Origin of the sequence: Photorhabdus sp. RM71S (assembly GCF_042879355.1) — a bacterium.
GTDB lineage: Bacteria > Pseudomonadota > Gammaproteobacteria > Enterobacterales > Enterobacteriaceae > Photorhabdus > Photorhabdus kayaii.
In genome coordinates, this window is sequence record NZ_JBHFKV010000014.1 from 1 (window position 1) to 21,799 (window position 21,799).

Below are 21,799 nucleotides of genomic sequence, written 5' to 3' on the forward strand. Positions count from 1 at the left end.
TGACATGCGGCTCTTTTAAATAGCGGCGGTCTGTTCCGCAGTAAAAAAATGACAGCGTAAAATAGCCATCATTTAATACGTGGCGTTAGCGAGAACAATAGACCGCGTCCAACTGAGTAGGATGGAGTGGAGACAAGTAACAGAGAATTTCACTCTCTAAATATTATGACCACAAGATCACGATATTTGTCATATGAACATGAAAAAATGTGATAAATATCACATAAAACAGCTAATTAATCGATATCAGTTCCGATTTTTCATAATTGAATTCTTTAATTAATAAATCGCTCAATCGCTCCTTTTCAATCGAAACTTGTCGGCCAAGTTGGGTTGGATTCGAACCCATTTGCACGGTACAACCCAACTGCCGATAAGGCGCTATTTCGACGTCGATATAAAAAACTTCGCCCCGGAGATAAATCACGGCTTGCCAGTGATTGTTAACATGCTCACACTTTCTATTGCGTGCGAAACCCTTGGTCTGTAAGGGATAACGAGCGGAGAACATCATAGTGAAAGCATATCAACAGACAGTATCTGAATGGTTGCGCCTTGTTGGTGAACGCCAAGGTGTAGCTTTGAGCATTGGCAGCGATGGTCACTGTACAGTACCTTTCGGCCAAGGTGGTGAGTGCATCATCGAAGTGCCGGGTAATGATGACGTTCAGGCATTTTATTTCTATATTCCTTTGTTGCGATTGCCAGCAGATGAGCCGGGCCAGTTGATGTTGACCCGGGCTGCCCTTGAGCTGAATATGTTCGGTCTTACCACGGGCGGTAGTCAGATCAGTCTGGACAGTCGTACCAATTATCTGGTGTTGAGCTTCTCCGCGTTAATCGAGATGTTCGATGAAACTGCATTTATGCAGACTCTGGGAGAGTTCCTCGATCTTGGGATCAGCTTGCAGTCTCAGTTTCAGGTGATCAACACCCAGCAGAATGGCGCATCATCTGTGCTGCATCCATTACCCGGTTCAGCCATCGTATGCTGAATTTCGGTCATCTGAATAACCAAGGAGAATAATAAGATGTCTATTCAAGGTATTGGGCACACTCCCAGCGCCACGGTATTGGCACCCCTTTCGAACGGAGAAGTACAGACACCATCTCGCAATAATAATGTTCATCATCATCTTGCCTCTCATTACACCAGTACTGGTCTTGGTACTCAGGTATCGCCGGGCAAGGTGCTAACCACCACACTGAAATATCTGACATTGAGTGCCCCGGCTCGCAAGATTGGCACTGCCATACAGGGAGGACATGACTCCCATGCACAGAGTGCCAAAGGTAAGGCGCGTTACTGGACTGGGGCCATTATCAAGGGATTGGCTAATATCACGGGCGGTGCCAGTAGTGTAACGAGTGGTGCAATTTCAGTCGGTGTTACAGGCGTTAAAAACCTGGCGGAATCCACAGGGCGTTTGCTAGCATCTTCTGCCTTAGGGCTGGCTGGAGCGGGCGCGAAGGGAGTCTCGCACCTACCGTTTGGCGCGTCCGATCGTTTGCAGGCTGGAACGCGTGCCGAGCAATTGCTGAATTCTGCCAAGGTGATCGCCAAACCTGCGTTTGTGGCTAAAGCGGAGCAAGAGCCGTTGAATGCTGTGGGAGCTAAGGCAGTGATGGATGCGGCTCAATTGGCGAGAATCAGTTGCTCCAGTAGCTATCGGGATATGCCTGCGGGTTACAGTCATGCCACTTTAGCTGATATCCCGTCCTCAATACTGGCTCGCCGGGAGGATGGCAGTGGCGGAACTGGCAGTGAGTTAACCCTGCATGTTCGCCCCAGCAAGGGGGTGAATGATCCTTTAATCCTTGAGGGAGATGGCTGGTCTGCGCTCAAGGTTGCTGTTTACAAACGTGACGATACTATGGTGCTCTCCTTCGTGGGCACCCAGCCAACTAAGCGTCCTGGTACAGTGAAGAGTGACGTCGGCGCTGCTTTGGGGATCAAGGACAGCGCGTTTCAGGATGCTGACCGTTTGGTCAAGGCTTTTACTAAACAATATGGCGGCAAGGTTGAGGTTCTAGGCCACTCCTTGGGAGGCGGGCTGGCGCAATATGCGGGCATCAAACATGGGATCAAGGTCACCGCATTCAACAGCATGGGATTGCATGTAGGATTACGGGATCGGCTGGCCGACAAGTTGGATAGTGCCAACGTCACCCACATCAATACCAGTAGCGATCCTCTGAGTCAGAAGGCCGAACATGGTATTTGGGGGCTGGATGCTTCTTCTCAGGTAGGCAAGCGTTATGTTATTGAGCATTCAGGTGGTCACCGTATGGAGTCGGTGACCGCAGGTTTGGAAGCCTTACTGGCTTAACGACTCGATATGTCAGGACAACGCCTCCTGGGGAGGCGTTGTCGCTGCCAACAGGCACGGTATTTAATGCAGTTGCACCTTATTTCAGCGCCTTGAGGATTTGCCAGGCCGCTTTGATGCGCGCTTCATTGGGGTAGTTTTTGTTGGCCAGCAGCACAATACCCATTTGCTCTTGCGGCACAAACGCGACATACGCGCCGAAGCCATTGGTGGAACCGGTTTTATTGATAAAAAGCGCATCCGTTGGCGGCTCTGGCGGCGATAGTTCCGTGGTTTTGTTGGCCTGATAAGCGATCTGCGCCGAGTTGCCGCTCAGTACCTGCTCAAGGGTAACGGGCCAGTGATAAAGCTCCCAGCCCAGCCCTTGCGTCATCTCCCCCACCCGGTAATAGCCGGTATGGGTTGCCCGAATGGCCTGTGCCAGTTTGCTGTCACCTATGCGGGAAGGATCGATATTTGCGTCTACGAAGCCGATCAGCTCCTGTGCACTGGTTTTCAGACCATAGGCTTCCTCATCCAGCACGCCGGGAGTTATGCGAATCGGTTTATTCTCTTTTGAATAACCCAATGCATAATTTTTCATCTCCTGCTCGGGCACGTTAAACCGGGTATGGTGTAGACCAAGCGGTGAAAGGATTTGGTTTTTCACCAGTATTGAGTAAGATTTTTCAAGGCGTTGGGCAACGATATAGCCCGCCAGGCCAATGCTGGGATTGGAGTACTGGCGGTAGGTTCCGGGCGTGTACTTTGGCTGCCAGTGCTGAAACCAGTCCACCATTTTGTTATTGCTGTCGATCTCATCAGGGAATTGTAACGGCAGGCCGCCTGCGGTATAGGTGGCAATATTCAGCAGGTTTATGTTGTCAAAGGTGCTGCCTGCAAGCGGTTGAAAATGCTGGCTGGCCTTATCGGAGAGGGAAATGGCTCCCGTCACCTGCGCCCAAGAAATCAGGCTGCCGGTAAAGGTTTTGCTGACCGATCCTATTTCAAAGATTGTCTCTTTGGTGACCGGCGTGTTGCTCTCTTTTGACGCGTCACCGTATTGATAGAAAAAATGTTGACCGCGGAAAGTCACCGCAATCGCCATTCCTGGAATGTCATATTCCTGCATCAGGGAGTGTATGGTCTTATCAACGGTATTTGTCAGGCGGGGCTGATCTGGTGTATTCGAGGCTTGAGCGCCGAGAGAAGCGGCAAACAGCAAACTGCCAGTCAGCACCGAAAATCGTTTTGTCATGTGGCGTGTCCTTCAATTACAGTGAGAGCTTTCAGTCTTGGATTCTATCAGGATTTGTACACCCAATCACAAAATTTGTGATCTCTATCACCTGACAAAATAAAACTTTGCGGTTGCTGATTGAAAACCAAGCGCTTTCGTTTCTTTATATCAATTGCTACCCAAAATGGGGATGAAAACTGATTTTTGGGTAAATAGTCAGTGACCAGAGAATTTAGTATTTCCTTTCGTTACGTTTCCAATCGAAACCTTTTATGCCAATTTTTGTCTATATAATAGACTGTAATAGCGATCACAATTTCATTTAATTGCTTTTGCTGTAATTAAATCGAAAGAGAGGGAAAGCAATTCATCACAGGCGGCATAAATTTGTCGCTGAAAATCTGAGGAGTATAACGGAATGGCTGTAGATACCGTAAAAAGACGTGAACAGATTATCGACTTGCTGTGTCATGAGGGCAGCGTGCGTGTCGAGCATCTGAGTACTCATTTTGGGGTTTCCAGTGTCACTATCCGTAATGACCTGCGTTATCTGGAACAAAAAGGTTGTGCATTGCGTTCCTATGGCGGTGCCATGTTGAATCAGCAATTCGCCTTTGATCGCCCCTTGCAAGATAAAGGCCGGATGAATCGTGATGTGAAATCGCGCATTGCGGCCAAGGCGGCACAGTTTGTTCAGGATGGTGATGCTCTGATCCTTGATTCTGGTTCGACTACCACGCAAATTGTGCCATTTCTGAAAGAGCGGCGTGATCTGGTCGTCATGACTAACGCGTTGAATATCGCCTATGAATTGGCGGGGTTTGACCGGATGGAGGTGATGGTGCTTGGCGGGAGTGTGCGTCAGAACTCCTACTCGCTCTATGGCCCGGCGGCGGAACAGCAATTGCGTCAATATCGCTTTGACACCCTATTTCTTGGCGTCGATGGTTTTGATCTGGAAGCAGGGATAACCACGCCACACCCCGGTGAAGCCCACCTTAATCGCGTAATGTGTGAGGTAGCGCATGAAATTATCGCGGTGGCGGATGCCAGTAAATTTGGGCGCAGAAGTTTTTGTATGATCCGTCAAGCTGGACAGATTCATCGGCTGATTACTGACAGTCGGATCCCCGATAACTACAGGCGGGCATTAATTGAACTCGGTGTGGATGTGATTATTGCCGACGAATAGTTCTTACCGAGATTCTTGCCCGCATGGGAGACACCATGCAGTCACTATTACAACTTATCCGTCGTCACAAATCAGGTGAAGCAGTGGGGATCTATTCGGTCTGTTCCGCTCATCCCTGGGTATTGGAAAGTGCTTTGCGCGTCGCTAAAGAGCGTAAGACCTCGGTATTGATTGAAGCAACTTCTAATCAGGTCAATCAGTTTGGTGGTTATACCGGGATGCAACCTGCTCAATTCCGGGATGCAGTTTGGCAACAGGCCGATCGCATTGGTTTACCGCGTGATCGTGTCTGGTTAGGGGGCGATCATCTTGGACCCAATGCCTGGCAGGATCTTCCCGCTGAACAGGCAATGAAACTGGCTGAAACGTTGATACACGATTATGTGGCGGCGGGGTTTCGTAAGATACATCTCGATTGCTCGATGTCCTGTTTGGATGATCCAACGCCGCTTGGCGACAAGGAGGTTGCGGTACGTGCAGCTCGTTTGTGTCAGGTGGCAGAACGTTGTTGGCAGCAGGTGGGGGGAGAACCACCGGTTTATGTGATAGGTACCGAAGTGCCGGTACCGGGCGGAGCGAAAGAAGCATTGGCAGGAATGCAAGTCACGACGCCTCAGGCAGCGGCGACAACGTTGAGTGTACATCAACAAGCCTGGCGATTGGCTGGACTGGAACCGGTATGGCCGCGGGTGATTGCGCTGGTGGTGCAACCGGGGGTGGAGTTCGATCACCATTATATTGAACATTATCAACCTAAACGTGCAGCGGCACTGAGTCAATATATCGAATCTCAACCCTATTTAGTCTATGAAGCTCATTCCACTGATTATCAAACGGCGCAAGCTTACCGTGAATTGGTACGTGATCACTTTGCCATTTTGAAAGTCGGCCCAGCTTTGACTTTTGCTTTACGTGAGGCGCTTTTCGCACTCGATAAAATCGATGGTGAATGGAATGGGGAACAGGACGCGGCTCATCTGTGCGCCACGTTAGAACAGGTCATGCTTGAGCAGCCGGAGCACTGGAATCGCTATTACCATGGTACACCGCATCAACAGTTTATTGATCGTCAATACAGTTTGAGTGATCGCATTCGTTACTACTGGCCGCATCCACAGGTACAACAGGCAGTGAATACCTTGATGGATAACCTGCGTTGTCGCCCGGTTTCCCTTTCACTGCTGAGTCAGTACCTGCCGGAGCAGGCGCAGGCCGTTAATGCCGGAAGGTTGGATAATGACCCACACGCTTGGGTGTTGGATAAAATTCGTTCTGTACTCTTAAACTATGTGCAGGCTTGTGAGCCCGAGGTACAAGGAGTTTTAGCATGAATGAACTGTTTTCCTATGCCGAAGTCTGGCTGCGTGAGCACCATGCGTTGCATACTGCCAGAGAGATTCATCAACAGCCTGAGCTTTGGCGTCAGTTATATCAAAATCTGCAACGTGAAGAAGCGTTATGGCGACCCTTTTTGCAGCCTTTATTATCTGAGCTGGAGTTACAGATAGTGCTGTGTGGCGCAGGTTCCTCCGCGTTTATCGGGCGCACATTGGCGCCTTGGTTGCGCGAGCAGTGTGGACTGAATGTGGTCGCGTACAGCACCACAGACATTGTGCCTTCTCCTTTGCAATATCTCGATCCAACACGTTCAACCTTGCTGATTTCTTATGGGCGATCGGGCAATAGCCCGGAGAGCGTGGCGGCGGTAAAACTGGCGGATCAGCTCCTGTCACGCTGTTATCACCTGATGCTGACCTGTAATCCCGGCGGTGCGTTAGCGCGTTATGCCGAAGGGCGCTCTCACGTCTGTTCGTTGAATATGCCACAGGGTTCTCATGACCAAAGTTTTGCTATGACGTCCAGTTTTAGCTGCATGACGTTAGCAACAGTGCTGCTGCTAGGGCCATTGACGTTGGAACAGTGTGATGAGCCGTTGAGGGCGATGATCGTGTTGTGTGAGCGGGAAAGGGAACAGTGGCAGACACAGATTAAGCGGCTGGCCCGTTGTGGTTTTAAACGCATGATGTGTTTGGGTTCCAGTTGTTTTACTGGGATAGCAGAGGAGGGAGCGCTCAAGATGCTGGAGCTGACTGCCGGGCGTGTCACGACGCGTTACGATTCGTCAATGGGGGTGCGTCATGGGCCGAAGTTTATGATCGAACGCGATACGTTGGTGGTCATGATGCTTTCGGCTGATCAGTATCGTCGTCGTTATGATCTCGATCTGTGGCATGAGCTGAATCATGACGGATTGGCGTGTCAAATTGTTGCACTGAGTGGCACACAGGGGAAAGGGTTCACTGTGGTTAACAGTGAACAAGACGATATCTGGCTGTTGTTCCCCTATTTGATATTTTTGCAGATGTTAGCGTTTGAAACCTCGCTGGCACTGGGCATAACGCCAGACAATCCATGTCCGACAGGGGAAGTCAACCGTGTGGTGAAGGGGGTGGAAATTTATCCTTATCATCCACCGTATTCACCAAGAATAAAATGTAGCAGGAGTGATTATGTCGATACCGAATATTTTAATGACTCGAATTGATAACCGGTTGGTGCATGGTCAAGTCGGTGTGACCTGGACCAATTCACTGGGGGCCAATTTGGTATTGGTGGCTAATGATCACGTTGCCAGTGATTTGATGCAGCAAAATCTGATGGATATGGTGGTTTCTGATGGGGTTCAGACGCGTTATTTCACTCTGCAAAAAACCATTGATGTGATTCATAAAGCGGCTGAGCGCCAGAAGATTTTTATCGTCTGTAAAACACCGCAGGATGTACTGACGTTAGTAAAAGGCGGAGTACCGATCCGCTTCGTCAACGTGGGTAATATGCATTTTGCTGAGGGAAAGCGTCAAATTCATAAGACGGTTTCGGTTGATGACAGTGACGTGGTGGTATTTCGTGAACTGGAGCAACTGGGTATCACTTGCGAGATTCGGCGAGTGCCAGATGAAGCGGGAGAACCTATCGCCAAATTGCTGGTTTGAGGGGGGAGTTATGCTGATTGATGCGATATTGATTGGGTTACTGGCTGGATTGGCCGGGGTGGATCTGTTCGACGGGTTGACTCATTTTCATCGTCCAGTGGTGATTGGGCCGTTGGTCGGGCTGATTTTAGGGGATGTGCAGACGGGTTTGCTGGTCGGGGGGACACTGGAGCTGGTCTGGATGGGAATGGTGCCACTGGCAGGTGCTCAGCCGCCAAATGTGGTGATTGGGGGTGTGATTGGCACGGCATTTGCCATTTTGACTCATACTGATCCTAAGGTGGCGATTGGTATCGCGGTGCCGTTTTCTATTGCGGTACAAGGCTGCATCACCCTGCTGTTTACCCTGTTCTCACCCATGATGCATAAATGCGATCAGATGGTGAAAGCGTTGAACTGGCGCGGCGTGGAACGTGTGAATTATCTGGGTATCACCATTCTGTTTTGTTTCTATTTTATCGTGGCATTTCTGCCAGTCTATTTCGGTGCTGACGCTGCCAGCGTCATGGTACAGAAGGCGCCGCAATGGTTGTTGGATGGTCTGGCGGTTGCGGGCGGCATGATGCCTGCTATCGGTTTTTCTATGCTGATGAAAATTATGATGAAAAAGACTTATATCGCTTATTTCATTTTAGGTTTTATTTCAGTCACATTCCTTAATATGCCGATTATTGCCGTAGCACTTGGCGCTTTTGCGATTGCATTGATCGATTTCTTTAACCGTTCCCGTATGGAAGAGGCCGCTGAACGCAGCGCGCCTACCACTCAATCTCAGGAGATGGAAGATGGCATTTAACGATACCGATGCAGCTATGGCAGCTAAAGCTGAGAACAGGATGGCGCAGACGCTGGCAACCAGTCAGGTTGAACAGGATGACTATCAGGACACGATACCGAGTGAGGATCTGACCAACGGCGATTTGAATCGTATGGCGTGGCGCTCTTTGTTGCTACAGGCGTCATTTAACTATGAGCGTATGCAGGCGGGGGGCTGGTTGTACACCTTGATCCCGGGTCTGCGTAAGATCCACAAGAATCCGCAAGATCTCGCAAATTCGATGAAGATGCATATGGAGTTTATCAATGTGCATCCGTTTGATGCCACCTTCCTGTCTGGGTTGGTGCTGGCAATGGAGCGAAATAAGGAGAAAATTTCCACTATTCGTGCAGTAAAAGTGGCGCTGATGGGGCCACTAGGTGGGATTGGCGATGCATTATTCTGGTTGACTCTGCTACCCATCTGCGCGGGTATTGGGGCCTCTCTGGCGCTACAGGGCAGTCTGTTTGGCCCCATCATATTCCTGTTGCTGTTCAATATCGTGCATTTCGGCTTGCGTTTTGGTTTGGCGCATTATGGTTATCGTGCAGGAACCAGCGCGTTAAGCTTGTTGAAAAAGCATACCAAAAAGATCTCCCACGCTGCTTCAATTGTGGGAATGACGGTAATCGGAGCGTTGGTAGCTTCCTATGTCCATCTCTCAACGCCAGTAATAGTAAATGCCGGTAAGGCCAGTGTGGCGTTGCAGAAGGATGTGCTGGACAAACTAATGCCTAATTTGTTGCCGTTGTGTTTCACCCTGCTAGTGTTTTGGTTGATGAAAAAAGGATTTTCCCCGGTCAAGTTAATTGGTTTGACGGTTGTGATCGGTATTGTAGGGAAGTTTGTGGGTTTTCTTTAATAAACGGCACTGAGGAGAGGGAATGTTAGGTATTGTAATCACCGGTCATGGACATTTCGCCAGTGGGTTGTTGCAGGCAGTGGAACAAGTTGTCGGACGACAACCGCAGTGCTGTGCTGTCGATTTTCCTGAGGGAATCAGTACGCAACAATTATTGGTGTTGTTGGAGGCGGCCTGCACAGCTTGTGATAGTGGTGAGGGTATCATTATTCTCAGTGACTTACTGGGTGGATCACCGTTTCGGCAGGCGGCGCAACTGGCAATAGCTAATCCATGTTATGAAGTTATTGCCGGTACGAATATGCAACTGGCGGTAGAGATGGTGCTAGATCGTGAAGGTATGACGCTGGAAACATTTCGTGATACGGCGCTGGAGTGTGGGCGGCGGGGATTAACCAGCCTGTGGCACGAACAGCAGAAACGAGGGTATGACAGCCCGAATCTGGATGGCATTTGAGGAGCTTACATGTATCTGATTTCCAGTCGTCAAATGTTGAAAAAGGCTCTGCGTGGAGGCTATGCGGTTCCTGCTTTTAACGTCCATAATCTGGAAACTGTCCAGGTGATAGCGGAAACCGCTGCACGCTTGGCATCACCGGTTATTCTGGCAGGTACGCCGAGTACTTTCAGTTATGCGGGGACTGACTACCTAGTGTCAATCTGTCAGGATGCTGCTCGTCGCCACAATCTGCCGCTGGCGTTGCATCTCGATCATCATGAGGAACTGGAGGATATCAGTCATAAAGTGACCGCAGGTGTGCGCTCGGTAATGATTGATGGCTCGCATTTACCCTTTGAAGAGAATATTCGTAAGGTGGCTGAGGTGGTACGATTTTGCCATCGTTACGATGTTAGCGTTGAGGCGGAATTGGGGCGGCTAGGCGGGCAGGAAGATGATTTGCAGGTCTCCAGTGCCGATAGTTTTTTTACCGATCCGCTGGCAGCAAAAGCCTTTGTTGCCCGTACCGGTATTGATTCTCTGGCGGTAGCGATTGGTTCTGCGCATGGTTTGTATCATGGTGAACCGCATTTGGATTTTGATCGGCTAGCGGCAATCTGTGAACAGGTGGATATTCCGTTGGTGCTACATGGTGCATCGGGTATTCCTGAAGTGATGATACAGCAGGCGATTGGTCTTGGTGTATGCAAAGTCAATGTGGCGACCGATCTGAAAATTGCTTTTGCTGATGCGGTAAAGCGTTATTTCATTCAGCACCCAGATGCGAATGATCCACGTAAATATATCGCGCCGGGAAAACAGGCTATGCAGGCAGTAGTAGAAGAAAAAATCCGGATTTGTGGCAGTGCAGGTAAGCTGTATTCGTGAAGGTTCTGTTTTTTCATCCTGACTATTAAGGAAACTGCTGTGAAAATAAGAACGTTAAATAAAATCACGTTAAGTTTATTAGCGAGTTCCATGTTGTATAACACCCCAGTCTGGGCAGATAGCTGGCTGTTGGACGGTAACAATTACCATGTAACGGTTAGCGACGAACACGGTAAAGTAACGCAATTAAAATTTGAAAATCCAACAAACCACGATCACATCATCATTGACAATCTGTTTGAAATCACGTTGAAATCGGGAGAAAAGCTCACGGCTAAAGATTTTCAGATTACTGACATTAGCAAAAAGCGAAATCGTATTGTTATCTCTCTGAAACATGGTGACATTCAGGTAAGCAATATAATTACTGTGGAGGGTAAAGATAAATACGGCTCGTTTGAAATCACCATTACACCGCAGGAAAACGCGTTGGAGCTCAGCTCTGTCTCGTTGATACCATTTCACACTAAAACCCCTTTTGTTCACGGGTCTATCGTCAGTTCACCGATTATCAGCGATAGCTTCTTTATTGTTCCCGGTAATCCATTGATTACCACTGAGGCTTATAAAGGGAGCGCTTCGCAAAAAATTGCGCTCTCTATCCCGCTAGAGCCGGGGAAAACGTTAAGTTATAAGACGTATATTGGTGTTTATCAGCAAGGGCAATTGCGGCGCAACGTCAATGAGTTTTTGAACAATGCGCGTCCGCGTAAATATAGTCCTTACTTACATTACAACTCTTGGTACGATATTGGTTTCTTCACGCCTTATACCGAACAAGAGTCGTTGACTCGTATCAAACAGTTTGGGCAGGAGTTGGTGACTAAGCGCGGTGTGAAGTTGGGTGGTTATCTGTTTGATGATGGTTGGGATAACCTCAAAGGAGATTGGGGTTTTAGTCAGGCATTTCCCCATGAGTTCAAAAATCTTAAACAGGCAGCAGATCAATATCGTGCTCGTTTAGGTATTTGGCTTTCTCCTTGGGGCGGTTATGGCCCACCTGGTGAGCAACGTGTTTCGCATGCGGAGGAGTTTGGTTATGAAGTGATAGATGGCAGATTTGCGCTCTCAGGCCCTAATTACTACGCCAATTTCCATAACCGGGTACTCAACCTGATTCAACAACAAAATGTATCCATGTTTAAGCTGGATGGCACCGGCAATGCTGATCGTGTGATTAAAGGGAGTTCATTCACCAGTGATTTTGATGCCGCTATCCACCTTATTGAAGATATGCGCAGTACAGGCAATGATCTGTTTATCAACTTGACCACAGGCACCAAAGCCACGCCTTCTTGGCTATTTTTCGCCGATTCTATTTGGCGTGGCGGCTATGATGTGGAGTTTCACGGTACAGGTTCCAAAGTGCAGCAGTGGCTTACCTATCGTGATGCAGAAACTTATCGTAATGTCGTCAGAAAGGGGCCGCTGTTCCCACTGAATTCGTTGATGCTGCATGGCATTGTTTATGCTAAACAGGCTAAGCATCTGGATAAACAGTCACCTAAAGATTTTGCCGATCAGGTTTGGAGCTATTTTGGCAGCGGCACGCAGTTACAGGAGATGTATGTTACGCCTGAACTGTTGACCACCGAGGATTGGGATACGTTGGCAAACGCGGCGAAATGGTCAGAGAAAAATAAAGATGTGTTGTTTGATACCCATTGGATTGGTAAAGATCCCACCGATCTAGCGGTGTATGGTTGGGGAGCCTGGAGTCCGAAAAAGTCGATTATCACTTTGCGCAATCCTGCTGATGAAGTGAAACAATATTATCTGGATCTGCAAAGCGATCTTGAATTGCCTGATAATCAGCCTTCGGTATATGACGTTAATATCGATTATGGCGAGAACAGCTCGGTACCGAAGTTTATCAATAAAACGGCGTTGATTACGCTTCAGCCGTTGGAGACATTGACCTTTTCTTTGACACCATCGAAATAATCACAGTGTTATTGAACTGCCCTGAATAATGATTTTATTCGGGGCAGTGATTATTTTGTGAAATTATTGTGATGGTGTTTTATTGGAAAAAAATCAGCCTATTGTCAATAAACTAACATTTGAGACATATTAGATTTTGGTTCTGCTAATAACTTTTTCTGCCGCTATATGTGATAGAAAACCTGAGCGGCTCCCGTATTCTGGATGATTTGCGACGAATTGATCGATACGGCGGATTAGTAATGATGGAAGAGTTACGTTGATTTTCTCTGACTTTCCCATTAATCATGTAATATCCACATTAATTACTGCCCATATTGCTCCTATATATTCAGGATCGGTAAGGTAGTTTTCTACGCTTGTCGCTTCTGGTACTGCTTCATTATCATCAATCAGCAACTCGATATGCGCTTCAATTGCTTCGCGGACGCTTTCTAGTGCATCTGTAAAATTATCCCCTCCAGAAAAGCAACCTGGGATATCAGGGACACGGACGCCGAAGGATGAATGACCTTTATCAATAGCAACTGGATATAACATTTACACCTCCGAGAAGTGGGCTCAAAGCCCTGCCTGTTTCTTGATACTTTTCAATGTTGGTAAAGGTATATCCTTTTGTTGTTATGGGCTAATGGTCTTGTCAGAATTGTCTGTAACTGAGTGGTGGAAACAAGTCACAGCAATTGTTTTTTTAAGAATTCATTTAAAGGGCAAAGTTAATGAAAGCATTGATCGTAATTGACATGTTAAACGATTTTGTCACAGGGGCACTTGCTAATGAGGCGGATGCGATGAAGATCGTGCCGGTAATCAAGCGGTTGATTGATCATGCCCGGCGTCAACCTGATTGGCCGGTGGTTTATGCTAATGATGCTCATCGAGCTGATGATCGGGAAATAAGTATTTGGGGTAAACATGCAATGGCCGGAACATCAGGCGCTAATGTCATTGAGGCACTGGCTCCTATTGGAGCAGAACGTGAATTGTTTTGCCCAAGCGATTTTATGGGGCTTTCGATGGAACCAATCTGGAAGAGGTTTTGAAAGCATATGGTGTGACGGAAGTTGTGTTAACCGGCCAACATACTCATTGTTGTGTCAGACATACCGCTTATGGCGCATTTATACGCGGTTATAGAATCAAGGTTCCATCAGATGCCGTGTGTGTTTTTCCGGGGGTCGATCAGCAAGCGGCTCTGGATTATCTTAAAACTATTTACGGCGCTGAAATTATAATGAGCACTGCATTAGTCATGTAAATTGGAATAATGGGTTATAGTCGGCTACCCGAACAATATTTCTTATACCCATCATGGGTATTGGTGTTGATGGTGGGTATGAGAGGTGCTATCATTCTCTTGGTTTTGATTAAAGAGAGGGATAATGTCTAGCGATGAACTAATAAAGCAAATCAAAGCGGTTGGCTGGAATTTTGTGCGAGCCAATGGTTCGCATCATGTTTTCGAGAAATCAGGGGAACCCAGCCCGATAGTAATTCCGCATCCGCGCAAAGATTTGGCGGTCGGGACGCTCAATAAAATACTTAAACAAGCAGGACTGAAATAACTTAATTAAGCGGTTGAAAGGCCGCTCTTTAATCAAAGAGAAGGTGTAAGCATGAGATATCCTATTTATTTACATCAGGCTGACGACGGATCGTTTTCCGGTTTTGTGCCAGACGTGATCGGATGTTACTTTGCTGGCGATACCATTGATGACGCTATTGGCGATGCTCAAAACGCATTAGATACTTATTTTGAATACATGAGCGAAAAGGGTGAGGCTCCAGTACAAGCCAGAACTGTTGCTGACCATCTAAGCAATGAAGATTGCACCGGCGGCAGTTGGGCTTATGTTGACATGGATTTAACTAAATACGATGGAAAAGCCATCAAGCTAAACATTACTATGCCCCAACTTTTGTTGGGTAGAATTGATGAATACGTGAACTCACATCGTGAGTATCATAGCCGCAGCGGATTCTTGGCTGAATTGGCTCGGCGTGAGCTATCGAAACACTCGTAAGATAATCCCTCTATCAAAACCATGAAAAGCCCGCTAACAGTGGGTTTTTTCTTTTAAGAATACCAAAGTGACATGACTAACCTCAGTTTCGTTTAAAAATAGCGATATCACAATCCCGTAAATTCAAGCTCGGTTTTTTAGGTTGGAATACGCGATGACGGGGAATACGGAGGTTGTGACAAACGGCAATTTTGGTTGAATCAATAAAAGCGCTCCCCTGGGTTTCAGCCTTGCGTGACGAAAGAAAAGCACAGAGAGGAATGAGCGCCCTTTGCTTTAAGGTTAACATCCGGGTGTAGCTGACCAACCGGGGAAAATCGGCCTTAAGATAGTGTTTAATATGCTGAATATAAAACATTTTAAAATCACGATAACGGCTCATGTGGAATAAAATGAGGAGCGTCATCACTTCACTGAGAGAAAGGGAAGCTTCGCGGCGACGTTTGAGCAAACCATTTTCAATTAACTGTTGATGCCAGAGAGGAATAAATTTTTGGCAAAAGTCATCGACGCAACAGTAAAGTTCTTCTAAATTAGATATGTCTGAGGATCTCCACGATTTTGTTTTATCTAGCAAAAACTTTGATCGTGCCTCAGGCACTTAGTCCCCTTCTTAAGCAAACCTCAGGTTAAATAATAAGTTAGTGAAAGTTAAACAGCGGGTAAATTACGGCCATAATAAATTTCTTGTATCTCTTTTTTCAAAAGATGGGTAATTTCCTGCTTTTCAGTTTCACTAAGTTGTTCTGGTGTGGCATTAAATAGGTAATCATTCAGGTCAAATCTTTTTAGCATCATTTTTGTATGAAATAGATTTTCCTGATAAATATTAACATCCATCATGTAATACTGCGATTGCACTTCTTCAGTCATATAATTCTGAATAGAACTGATTTCATGATCGATATAGTGTTTCATGCCATTCACATCTCTGGTGAAACCTCGGACGCGGTAATCCATTGTGACAATATCTGATTCTAATTTGTGGATCAGATAGTTCAGCGCTTTGAGAGGTGAAATAACACCGCAGGTTGATACTTCAATATCAGCTCTGAAAGTGCATATGCCGCCGCCCGGATGGCTTTCTGGATAAGTGTGAACGCAGATATGGCTCTTATCCAAATGAGCAACGGCGGAATCGGGTAACGGACCTGGATTTTCAGTATTGTCTACATCCTTTGGGTCCATCGGCTCTTCGCTGACGAGTATGGTAACGCTTGCCCCTTGTGGCTCATAGTCCTGACGGGCGATATTCAAAATATTTGCACCAATGATCGAACATGTTTCGCTAAGAATTTCCGTTAAACGGTTAGCGTTATATTGTTCGTCAATATAAGCGATATAACTATCCCGATCAGCTTGACTTTTTGCATAACAGATATCGTAAATACAAAAACTCAGGCTTTTTGTCAGGTTATTAAAGCCGTGCAATTTCAGCTTGTGCAATTTATTTCACCTCCTGGCTAATGGGTGATTATGGGTTCTCGGATAGTGCATCCAGCAGATATTGTGGTAGAGCAAAGCTACCGACATGAACGGCTGGATTGTAGTAACGGCAGGTAAAACCTGCGTTGTCAAAGCGCTGTTGCAATGTTGTTAGATCCACATAGCGCAGTGCCGGGTTCTGACTCGCCCAGGCAAAGGTCATAATTCCGCCATAATAGGTTGGAATAGCTGCCTGATAGAAACCGCTGTCAGCAAAATAGTTGCTCAATTTTTTATGGCTGGTGATGGCTTCGTCCTGTTGCAGGAAACAGACACCATTCTGAGCAACAAAGATGCCATCTTCATTCAGGCAGCGTTGGCAACCTTGATAGAATTCAGATGTGAATAATCCTTCGCCCGGCCCGATCGGATCAGTGCAGTCAGAGATAATGACATCGAATTTCTGATCGGTGGTATTAACGAAATTAACGCCATCGTCAATGATCAGATTAAAGCGTGGATCATCATAAGCACCGGCATTATGATTAGGCAGATACTGACGGCAGAATTCCACTACGCCAGCATCGATTTCAACCATAGTGATGCTTTTAAGATATTGATGACGGCAGACTTCACGTAGCATACCGCCATCACCGCCGCCGATAATCAGTACTCGTTTGGTGTTCCCGTGGGCGAACAAAGGAACATGAGCCATCATTTCGTGGTAGATAAATTCATCACGTTCAGTCGTTTGTACTGTGCCATCCAGCGCCATAATGCGGCCTAATGCTGCGTTTTCAAAGATAATCAAATCTTGATGCTCAGTTTTATCGTGATAAAGTACTTTATCGACGGAGAAATACTGACCAAAGTTGGCGTGCAGGGTTTCGTACCAAATTTCTTTTTGTGACATATCCCGGCTTTTCCTCCACTGTGACAGTCATGAAAGTTGGGAGCACATAATAACCAACAATTCTCACAGTTGCACGGTGAAATTTACCCCTTTAGGGGTATGAGGAAAAGGACTATTTAACGTAGGCGAATAAACTCAGAGAATCTCTGGCGAGAGCATGGCACTTTATCGCATTAGACAGATAAATTCCTTTTAGATCTTGGTAGCTTTCTTCATTGAGCTTGTCCATCAATCGGCTGTTGTAATTAGTTAAATCCCACTTATTGCGTTGAGCAAAATAAATAATAGCTCGTTTAATTTCCCGGTCAGGAATTTGGCTGTAACCACAGTCATATTTCAGGTAGATAAACACCGCTGTCAGATCGGCCAGATCTTCAGCTTCATTTTCTGTCAGCGCTTTTGCGGGGTGAGAAAAACCGAAAAGAACCAGTATGTAAGTCAAGAGAGCTAATTTTCGCATTTGTATTATTATAATCAATCCATGTCATAGTACGTTAACATATTAATATATTTGTTAGGTAAAATTTATTTTTTAAAATTACTGTAAAGATCGACTTAAATCACATTCCCTTCGCTTGACCTTCCTGTAAGGGTAGCCCTTAGGTTTCCTTTATGAGATGTTTTTTGTTGTCTATTTTTTGATTGATTTAACTAGGAAGTGAATATGCAACGACGTGATTTTATCAGATTAAGCGCCATTATGGGGCTATCCAGTATGTTGCCCGTATGGAGTCGTTTCTCCTTTGCTGAATCTTATCCGCCATTACCCATTCCTCTACAACTAGAGCCAGATGCGGCAGGAAAAATTGCTATTGAAATCAAAGCGGGAAAATCCAGTTTTAAAGCAGGAATGGTGACTAAGACCTGGGGTTACAACGGTGATTTACTGGGGCCGGCACTGAAATTGATTTCTGGTAAACCTGTTACTATTGATATTCGTAATCATCTACCAGAAGAGACCACAGTTCATTGGCATGGTTTGGAGATCACTGGGGAAGCCGATGGTGGGCCGCATGCGATGATTGCGCCAGGTGGGCGTCGGACGGTCAATTTTACGCCTGAACAACCGGAAGCAACTTGTTGGTTCCACCCACATACGCATGGCAAGACGGGTTATCAGGTTGCAATGGGGCTTGGCGGATTAGTACTGATTGAAGATGAGAACAGTATTAATACGGGTTTGCCAAATCGATGGGGCGTGGATGATATTCCGGTGATGTTGCAGGATAAGCGCTTGAATAACGAGGGACAGATTGATTATCAACTGGATGTGATGAGTGCTGCTGTTGGTTGGTTTGGCGATATGATGTTGACCAATGGTGTTGTTTTGCCCCAACATACTGCACCGCGTGGCTGGTTACGTCTGCGTTTGCTAAATGGCTGTAATGCTCGTAGTCTCAATATTGCGACCAGTGATGGCCGTCAATTGTATGTTGTTGCCAGTGATGGTGGTTTGTTAGCGGAACCGGTTGCGGTTAATGAGTTACCGATTTTGTCGGGAGAGCGTTTTGAGGTAGTGATAGATGCTTCGGATGGCAAATCTTTCGATCTGGTGACGTTACCTGTAGTTCAGATAGGAATGACATTACCGCCATTTGATCAGCCGCTGCCGGTTTTACGTATTCAACCTCAGCTTTTTTCTAGCCGCGTAATACTGTCGGAACAGCTTGTCAAGCTTCCTGCATTGCCTTCTTTTAGTGGTTTGAATCGGCGTCGTTTACATCTGGCGATGGATAGTCGTCTGGATATGCAGGGAATGATGATGTTGTCTCAGCGCTACGGTGATCGGGCTATGGCGGGTATGGAAATGGATCATGGGAATATAAACCACGGAGATATGCATCATGGTGGCGAGTTAAATTTCCATCATGCCAATACCATTAATGGGCGGGCTTTCTCCATGATGGAACCCGCTTTTGATGTGAAACAGGGGCAGTATGAGCGTTGGGTGATTTCGGGGGTCGGCGACATGATGCTGCATCCGTTCCATATCCACGGCACCCGTTTCCGTATTTTGAGTGAAAATGGCCGTAAGCCTGCTGCTCACCGCAGTGGTTGGAAAGACATTGTTCATGTGGAAGGTAAGGAGAGTGAAGTGCTGGTTCAGTTCAATCATACGGCGGGAGTGAAACATCCATTTATGGCGCACTGTCATCTACTGGAACATGAAGATACTGGCATGATGGTGGGTTTTACTGTTAGTAAATAATTTTGCTGACCGTAATGGAGCATAACAAAGCGTTGTACAGGGATTATGGTAGGTATTAGAATAGGCATAGGTTTTGTGTATTATTTATCCTGTTTAAATGAAGGTAATTGAGATGCTTAGTGCAAGATTTGACTCAGAAAAAGCTATAGAGTCTATTCTGTACGTTGCCTCTACAGCACCAATTTCTGACATTTATCATGTGGGCAAAATTCTGTATTTTGCTGACCGGCTGCATTTAGAACGTTATGGCCGGTTAATTGCGGGTGATAACTATCTTGCAATGAAAGATGGCCCTGTTGCAGAGAATGCCTATGATATTATAAAAGTAGCCAGGGGAGACGGGCGCTTTATTCCAAATACGTGCTTTGCGTGATTTCGATGAAGATGTGTTTAGTGATTCTGATATTGATTGCATAAATGAATCAATTGAAAAATATGGGAATCTCTCTTTTAAAGAAATACGTGATATCAGCCACGATAGTGTTTGGATGGCGGCTAACCAGAATGGAGAGATTCCATTGGAAGTGATCGCTGCCAGTTGTAAAGATGGTGATAAGTTAGTTGCTTATTTGACTTTTACTTGAGTAACGATGACTAATCTTGGTGACAGATTTCCCGCATCTTTTAGGGCAGATTTTTCAGCCAAACAGAGTTTGGCTATAGGAGATGTTCTTTATCTTCACTGCCCTTTTACGACTCTGCCAAAGTTAAAATATCTGTTGGTTTCTCTTCTAAATACTATACCCAATGGATTTCAAGATGCATCGCGACGGCAAGGGAGCGAATCCCTGGGAGCATAGAGAACTATGTGACCGGGGTGAGTGAGTGCAGCCAACAAAGAGGCAACTTGAAAGATAACGGGTATATAAACATCCTTATCTTATGCCATACTTGCCTTTAGATATCCTAGGGAAAAGGAACTGTTCAACAATATTGCTAGAAGAACAGCGTATTAATTGGCATATCAACTGGTTATGATTTTTTATTGATTTTCATATATTTATTCATTAAAAACAATTGGTTAACTTTATAATGAAACACACTGTAGAAGTTATGATCTCCGAACAGGAGGTTAAACAACGTATTGCTGAACTGGGAAAACAGATTACTGAACACTATCGTGACGGCGGTAGTGAGCTGGTGTTGGTCGGATTGCTGAGAGGTTCATTTATTTTTATGGCTGATTTATGCCGTGAAATTCAGATCCCTCATCAAGTCGACTTTATGACGGCTTCCAGTTACGGTAGCGGTATGAATTCCACGCGTGATGTGAAAATTCTAAAAGATCTGGACGAGGATATTCGCGGTAAGCATGTACTGATTGTGGAAGATATTATTGATTCAGGTAATACCTTGAATAAAGTGCGTGAAATTTTAGCGCTGCGTGAGCCAAAATCACTGGCAATCTGTACCTTGCTGGATAAACCTTCCCGCCGTGAAGTTGATGTTCCGGTTGAGTGGATTGGTTACTCAATTGAGGATAAATTTGTGGTGGGTTATGGTATCGATTATGCGCAACTTTACCGTCATCTTCCTTATATCGGTCATGTGGTTTTGTTAGAAGAGTAGTTTTTATCTCATTTGAAAACGGCAACTTTTGGGTTGCCGTTTTTGGCTTTGTGATTCAGGCATGGTGTGTAGAGGGCTGCGTTCCTATCTACATTTCGGCACTGGTGCCTAATACGGCTTCCGGTCATAGAACCATATCGGCAGATATCCCTGATTAACAGTAGAATTTATTCCAATATGCTGGACACTATGGCTAAAATTTCATTAACTACAGACGTCGGTGCCTCTTCAATTTTTCTTGCCTGTCTTGCATTTAGATCGACGGAACGAATGCCATTCGCTAATAACACTCCTTGAGTCTGTGTACCGGTGCCCATTAATGTCACGGCAAAACCTGCGAACCTGGCATAATTTCCTCCTTGTGTTATAGGAGCAATAATTGTTAAACCTAATTTGTTAAAATTGTATGGACTTATTACTAAGCATGGTCTTTTGTCACCTTGCAGTTCTTGACCCGCGACTGGGTTTAAGCAAGCTTCAATAATATCCCCTCGTTGAAATATTGCCATTACACTTCATTCCCTACAGGTTTACTAGCATCCCATTCTTTTAATATTTCAGGCATTGGTGCTTCTGAGTCACATAGAGCAAGTAGATCGGCCAATTTATACTTAGGACGATGGTTTACCGCAGAGATTACAATTTTTCCTTGTTCTTCGACAATTGATAATTGGTCACCCTCTTTCAGGTGGAGAGATTTCAATAGCTGAGCTGGAATAATAGTACCAACAGAGTTTCCAATTTTTCTGACACGAGTGAGCATAGCACTTTCCTCGTAAGTAACGGTTATCACATTGTTGACACTGTAGCGTGGTTTTACCTAAGTGTCAACATTGTTATTACAGATAATGTGATTCAATAGCCCATAAAAATGTTCTTTTTCATGAACTATTTTGTCCATTCAAGGAAAATTTGAAACATTCCTTATTGTAGTAAGAAACGCTAGCCTTTTGTAACAACTTCGACAAGGTAGGA

At 45.9% G+C, this 21,799-nt stretch carries 27 protein-coding genes and 1 pseudogene; 19 read left to right on the forward strand and 9 right to left on the reverse strand.

The annotated features are described in order from the left end of the window. Window positions 1–232 precede the first annotated feature (232 nt). Window positions 233–514 carry a hypothetical protein gene (locus ACGF5R_RS09750; RefSeq protein ID WP_387690642.1) on the reverse strand — a complete coding sequence of 94 codons (282 nt, stop codon included), beginning with the start codon at window positions 512–514 and terminating at the stop codon, window positions 233–235. 1 nt (window position 515) lies between these two features. Between ACGF5R_RS09750 and ACGF5R_RS09755 the strand changes: the two genes are divergently transcribed. Both ACGF5R_RS09755 and ACGF5R_RS09760 read left to right on the forward strand, forming a co-directional pair. Next, the gene (locus ACGF5R_RS09755) at window positions 516–995 is read left to right on the forward strand and encodes a CesT family type III secretion system chaperone (protein ID WP_240000730.1); all 480 of its coding nucleotides are present in this window, start codon (window positions 516–518) and stop codon (window positions 993–995) included. Between the two features lie 36 nt (window positions 996–1,031). After that, entirely contained in the window at window positions 1,032–2,330 is a 1,299-nt protein-coding gene (locus ACGF5R_RS09760) for a phospholipase (protein ID WP_387690644.1), read from the forward strand. A 79-nt stretch (window positions 2,331–2,409) separates the two neighbouring features. Here ACGF5R_RS09760 and ampC read toward each other — a convergent pair whose 3' ends face one another. Further along, window positions 2,410–3,567 (reverse strand): class C beta-lactamase, encoded by a 1,158-nt coding sequence (gene ampC, locus ACGF5R_RS09765; RefSeq protein WP_387690646.1) that lies wholly within the window; start codon window positions 3,565–3,567, stop codon window positions 2,410–2,412. A gap of 400 nt (window positions 3,568–3,967) precedes the next feature. Here ampC and agaR point away from each other — a divergent pair, with 400 nt between their 5' ends. Genes agaR through ACGF5R_RS09810 form a run of 9 tightly spaced genes read left to right on the forward strand, consistent with a single transcriptional unit; the run spans window position 3,968 to window position 12,684 of the window. After that, window positions 3,968–4,741 (forward strand): transcriptional repressor AgaR, encoded by a 774-nt coding sequence (gene agaR / locus ACGF5R_RS09770; RefSeq protein ID WP_112877048.1) that lies wholly within the window; start codon window positions 3,968–3,970, stop codon window positions 4,739–4,741. A 35-nt stretch (window positions 4,742–4,776) separates the two neighbouring features. Beyond that, window positions 4,777–6,072, forward strand: coding sequence for a D-tagatose-bisphosphate aldolase, class II, non-catalytic subunit (locus tag ACGF5R_RS09775; protein WP_387690648.1), 1,296 nt, complete (start codon window positions 4,777–4,779; stop codon window positions 6,070–6,072). After that, on the forward strand, window positions 6,069–7,286 hold the full coding sequence (locus tag ACGF5R_RS09780) for an AgaS family sugar isomerase (RefSeq protein ID WP_387690650.1): 1,218 nt from the start codon (window positions 6,069–6,071) through the stop codon (window positions 7,284–7,286). Before ACGF5R_RS09775 ends, ACGF5R_RS09780 begins: the two co-directional genes overlap by 4 nt. Beyond that, complete coding sequence (gene agaV, locus ACGF5R_RS09785; protein ID WP_192880998.1) at window positions 7,252–7,734, forward strand: PTS N-acetylgalactosamine transporter subunit IIB; 483 nt, start codon at window positions 7,252–7,254, stop codon at window positions 7,732–7,734. The genes ACGF5R_RS09780 and agaV overlap by 35 nt, the downstream gene beginning before the upstream one ends. Before the next feature lie 10 nt (window positions 7,735–7,744). Further along, complete coding sequence (agaW, locus tag ACGF5R_RS09790; protein WP_387690652.1) at window positions 7,745–8,530, forward strand: PTS N-acetylgalactosamine transporter subunit IIC; 786 nt, start codon at window positions 7,745–7,747, stop codon at window positions 8,528–8,530. Then, the gene (locus tag ACGF5R_RS09795; protein WP_112877044.1) at window positions 8,520–9,413 is read left to right on the forward strand and encodes a PTS system mannose/fructose/sorbose family transporter subunit IID; all 894 of its coding nucleotides are present in this window, start codon (window positions 8,520–8,522) and stop codon (window positions 9,411–9,413) included. The genes agaW and ACGF5R_RS09795 overlap by 11 nt, the downstream gene beginning before the upstream one ends. 22 nt (window positions 9,414–9,435) lie before the next feature. Next, the gene (gene agaF / locus ACGF5R_RS09800) at window positions 9,436–9,870 is read left to right on the forward strand and encodes a PTS galactosamine/N-acetylgalactosamine transporter subunit IIA (protein WP_112877043.1); all 435 of its coding nucleotides are present in this window, start codon (window positions 9,436–9,438) and stop codon (window positions 9,868–9,870) included. Window positions 9,871–9,879: 9 nt separating this feature from the next. Further along, window positions 9,880–10,740, forward strand: coding sequence for a tagatose bisphosphate family class II aldolase (locus ACGF5R_RS09805; RefSeq protein ID WP_112877042.1), 861 nt, complete (start codon window positions 9,880–9,882; stop codon window positions 10,738–10,740). Window positions 10,741–10,779: 39 nt separating this feature from the next. Continuing rightward, complete coding sequence (locus tag ACGF5R_RS09810) at window positions 10,780–12,684, forward strand: enterotoxin (protein ID WP_387690654.1); 1,905 nt, start codon at window positions 10,780–10,782, stop codon at window positions 12,682–12,684. 129 nt (window positions 12,685–12,813) lie between these two features. On the opposite strand, the pseudogene ACGF5R_RS09815 reads toward ACGF5R_RS09810, so the two are convergent. Continuing rightward, window positions 12,814–13,224, reverse strand: a pseudogene (locus tag ACGF5R_RS09815) (type II toxin-antitoxin system HicB family antitoxin). Between the two features lie 179 nt (window positions 13,225–13,403). Here ACGF5R_RS09815 and ACGF5R_RS09820 point away from each other — a divergent pair. The 4 genes from ACGF5R_RS09820 (at window position 13,404) to ACGF5R_RS09835 (ending at window position 14,708) form a co-directional block, all read left to right on the forward strand. Next, on the forward strand, window positions 13,404–13,727 hold the full coding sequence (locus ACGF5R_RS09820; RefSeq protein WP_262981275.1) for a cysteine hydrolase family protein: 324 nt from the start codon (window positions 13,404–13,406) through the stop codon (window positions 13,725–13,727). After that, complete coding sequence (locus ACGF5R_RS09825; RefSeq protein WP_262981276.1) at window positions 13,724–13,942, forward strand: cysteine hydrolase; 219 nt, start codon at window positions 13,724–13,726, stop codon at window positions 13,940–13,942. The genes ACGF5R_RS09820 and ACGF5R_RS09825 overlap by 4 nt, the downstream gene beginning before the upstream one ends. Before the next feature lie 124 nt (window positions 13,943–14,066). Next, a complete protein-coding gene (locus ACGF5R_RS09830) occupies window positions 14,067–14,249 on the forward strand; it encodes a type II toxin-antitoxin system HicA family toxin (protein WP_036849727.1) in 183 nt (60 codons plus the stop codon). A 51-nt stretch (window positions 14,250–14,300) separates the two neighbouring features. Further along, window positions 14,301–14,708, forward strand: a complete 408-nt coding sequence (locus tag ACGF5R_RS09835) for a type II toxin-antitoxin system HicB family antitoxin (RefSeq protein WP_262981277.1) — start codon at window positions 14,301–14,303, stop codon at window positions 14,706–14,708. 82 nt (window positions 14,709–14,790) lie between these two features. Here the strand turns inward: ACGF5R_RS09835 and ACGF5R_RS09840 are convergent, their stop codons facing one another. The 4 genes from ACGF5R_RS09840 to ACGF5R_RS09855 form a co-directional block, all read right to left on the reverse strand. Beyond that, entirely contained in the window at window positions 14,791–15,309 is a 519-nt protein-coding gene (locus ACGF5R_RS09840) for a transposase (protein ID WP_387690657.1), read from the reverse strand. A 50-nt stretch (window positions 15,310–15,359) separates the two neighbouring features. After that, window positions 15,360–16,154, reverse strand: coding sequence for an adenosylmethionine decarboxylase (gene speD, locus ACGF5R_RS09845; RefSeq protein WP_112877034.1), 795 nt, complete (start codon window positions 16,152–16,154; stop codon window positions 15,360–15,362). A gap of 28 nt (window positions 16,155–16,182) precedes the next feature. Further along, window positions 16,183–17,046, reverse strand: a complete 864-nt coding sequence (gene speE, locus ACGF5R_RS09850) for a polyamine aminopropyltransferase (RefSeq protein ID WP_112877033.1) — start codon at window positions 17,044–17,046, stop codon at window positions 16,183–16,185. Window positions 17,047–17,158: 112 nt separating this feature from the next. Further along, window positions 17,159–17,506, reverse strand: coding sequence for a YacC family pilotin-like protein (locus tag ACGF5R_RS09855; protein WP_112877032.1), 348 nt, complete (start codon window positions 17,504–17,506; stop codon window positions 17,159–17,161). 204 nt (window positions 17,507–17,710) lie between these two features. Between ACGF5R_RS09855 and cueO the strand changes: the two genes are divergently transcribed. From cueO to hpt, 4 genes are all read left to right on the forward strand, one after another. Continuing rightward, window positions 17,711–19,255, forward strand: a complete 1,545-nt coding sequence (cueO, locus tag ACGF5R_RS09860; protein ID WP_387690659.1) for a multicopper oxidase CueO — start codon at window positions 17,711–17,713, stop codon at window positions 19,253–19,255. A gap of 112 nt (window positions 19,256–19,367) precedes the next feature. Continuing rightward, window positions 19,368–19,628 (forward strand): Panacea domain-containing protein, encoded by a 261-nt coding sequence (locus ACGF5R_RS09865; RefSeq protein ID WP_387690661.1) that lies wholly within the window; start codon window positions 19,368–19,370, stop codon window positions 19,626–19,628. Between the two features lie 13 nt (window positions 19,629–19,641). Further along, the gene (locus tag ACGF5R_RS09870; RefSeq protein ID WP_262981281.1) at window positions 19,642–19,839 is read left to right on the forward strand and encodes a Panacea domain-containing protein; all 198 of its coding nucleotides are present in this window, start codon (window positions 19,642–19,644) and stop codon (window positions 19,837–19,839) included. A gap of 448 nt (window positions 19,840–20,287) precedes the next feature. Continuing rightward, a complete protein-coding gene (hpt, locus tag ACGF5R_RS09875; protein ID WP_112877030.1) occupies window positions 20,288–20,824 on the forward strand; it encodes a hypoxanthine phosphoribosyltransferase in 537 nt (178 codons plus the stop codon). Between the two features lie 167 nt (window positions 20,825–20,991). Here hpt and ACGF5R_RS09880 read toward each other — a convergent pair whose 3' ends face one another. After that, complete coding sequence (locus ACGF5R_RS09880; protein ID WP_112877029.1) at window positions 20,992–21,333, reverse strand: type II toxin-antitoxin system ChpB family toxin; 342 nt, start codon at window positions 21,331–21,333, stop codon at window positions 20,992–20,994. Then, window positions 21,333–21,587, reverse strand: coding sequence for an AbrB/MazE/SpoVT family DNA-binding domain-containing protein (locus tag ACGF5R_RS09885; RefSeq protein ID WP_387690663.1), 255 nt, complete (start codon window positions 21,585–21,587; stop codon window positions 21,333–21,335). The genes ACGF5R_RS09880 and ACGF5R_RS09885 overlap by 1 nt, the downstream gene beginning before the upstream one ends. Window positions 21,588–21,799 lie beyond the last annotated feature (212 nt).

What these genes read in the sequence shown, in the direction of transcription:
- ACGF5R_RS09835 (WP_262981277.1), top strand. Translation starts at nt 14,301, where the DNA reads ATGAGATATCCTATTTATTTACATCAGGCTGACGACGGATCGTTTTCC.
- ACGF5R_RS09855 (WP_112877032.1), bottom strand. Translation starts at nt 17,506, where the DNA reads ATGCGAAAATTAGCTCTCTTGACTTACATACTGGTTCTTTTCGGTTTT.
- ACGF5R_RS09760 (WP_387690644.1), top strand. Translation starts at nt 1,032, where the DNA reads ATGTCTATTCAAGGTATTGGGCACACTCCCAGCGCCACGGTATTGGCA.
- ACGF5R_RS09880 (WP_112877029.1), bottom strand. Translation starts at nt 21,333, where the DNA reads ATGGCAATATTTCAACGAGGGGATATTATTGAAGCTTGCTTAAACCCA.
- ACGF5R_RS09795 (WP_112877044.1), top strand. Translation starts at nt 8,520, where the DNA reads ATGGCATTTAACGATACCGATGCAGCTATGGCAGCTAAAGCTGAGAAC.
- ACGF5R_RS09865 (WP_387690661.1), top strand. Translation starts at nt 19,368, where the DNA reads ATGCTTAGTGCAAGATTTGACTCAGAAAAAGCTATAGAGTCTATTCTG.
- ACGF5R_RS09830 (WP_036849727.1), top strand. Translation starts at nt 14,067, where the DNA reads ATGTCTAGCGATGAACTAATAAAGCAAATCAAAGCGGTTGGCTGGAAT.
- cueO (WP_387690659.1), top strand. Translation starts at nt 17,711, where the DNA reads ATGCAACGACGTGATTTTATCAGATTAAGCGCCATTATGGGGCTATCC.
- agaV (WP_192880998.1), top strand. Translation starts at nt 7,252, where the DNA reads ATGTCGATACCGAATATTTTAATGACTCGAATTGATAACCGGTTGGTG.
- ampC (WP_387690646.1), bottom strand. Translation starts at nt 3,567, where the DNA reads ATGACAAAACGATTTTCGGTGCTGACTGGCAGTTTGCTGTTTGCCGCT.
- ACGF5R_RS09750 (WP_387690642.1), bottom strand. Translation starts at nt 514, where the DNA reads ATGATGTTCTCCGCTCGTTATCCCTTACAGACCAAGGGTTTCGCACGC.
- agaR (WP_112877048.1), top strand. Translation starts at nt 3,968, where the DNA reads ATGGCTGTAGATACCGTAAAAAGACGTGAACAGATTATCGACTTGCTG.
- ACGF5R_RS09885 (WP_387690663.1), bottom strand. Translation starts at nt 21,587, where the DNA reads ATGCTCACTCGTGTCAGAAAAATTGGAAACTCTGTTGGTACTATTATT.
- ACGF5R_RS09805 (WP_112877042.1), top strand. Translation starts at nt 9,880, where the DNA reads ATGTATCTGATTTCCAGTCGTCAAATGTTGAAAAAGGCTCTGCGTGGA.
- ACGF5R_RS09780 (WP_387690650.1), top strand. Translation starts at nt 6,069, where the DNA reads ATGAATGAACTGTTTTCCTATGCCGAAGTCTGGCTGCGTGAGCACCAT.
- ACGF5R_RS09820 (WP_262981275.1), top strand. Translation starts at nt 13,404, where the DNA reads ATGAAAGCATTGATCGTAATTGACATGTTAAACGATTTTGTCACAGGG.
- hpt (WP_112877030.1), top strand. Translation starts at nt 20,288, where the DNA reads ATGAAACACACTGTAGAAGTTATGATCTCCGAACAGGAGGTTAAACAA.
- agaF (WP_112877043.1), top strand. Translation starts at nt 9,436, where the DNA reads ATGTTAGGTATTGTAATCACCGGTCATGGACATTTCGCCAGTGGGTTG.
- speE (WP_112877033.1), bottom strand. Translation starts at nt 17,046, where the DNA reads ATGTCACAAAAAGAAATTTGGTACGAAACCCTGCACGCCAACTTTGGT.
- agaW (WP_387690652.1), top strand. Translation starts at nt 7,745, where the DNA reads ATGCTGATTGATGCGATATTGATTGGGTTACTGGCTGGATTGGCCGGG.
- ACGF5R_RS09775 (WP_387690648.1), top strand. Translation starts at nt 4,777, where the DNA reads ATGCAGTCACTATTACAACTTATCCGTCGTCACAAATCAGGTGAAGCA.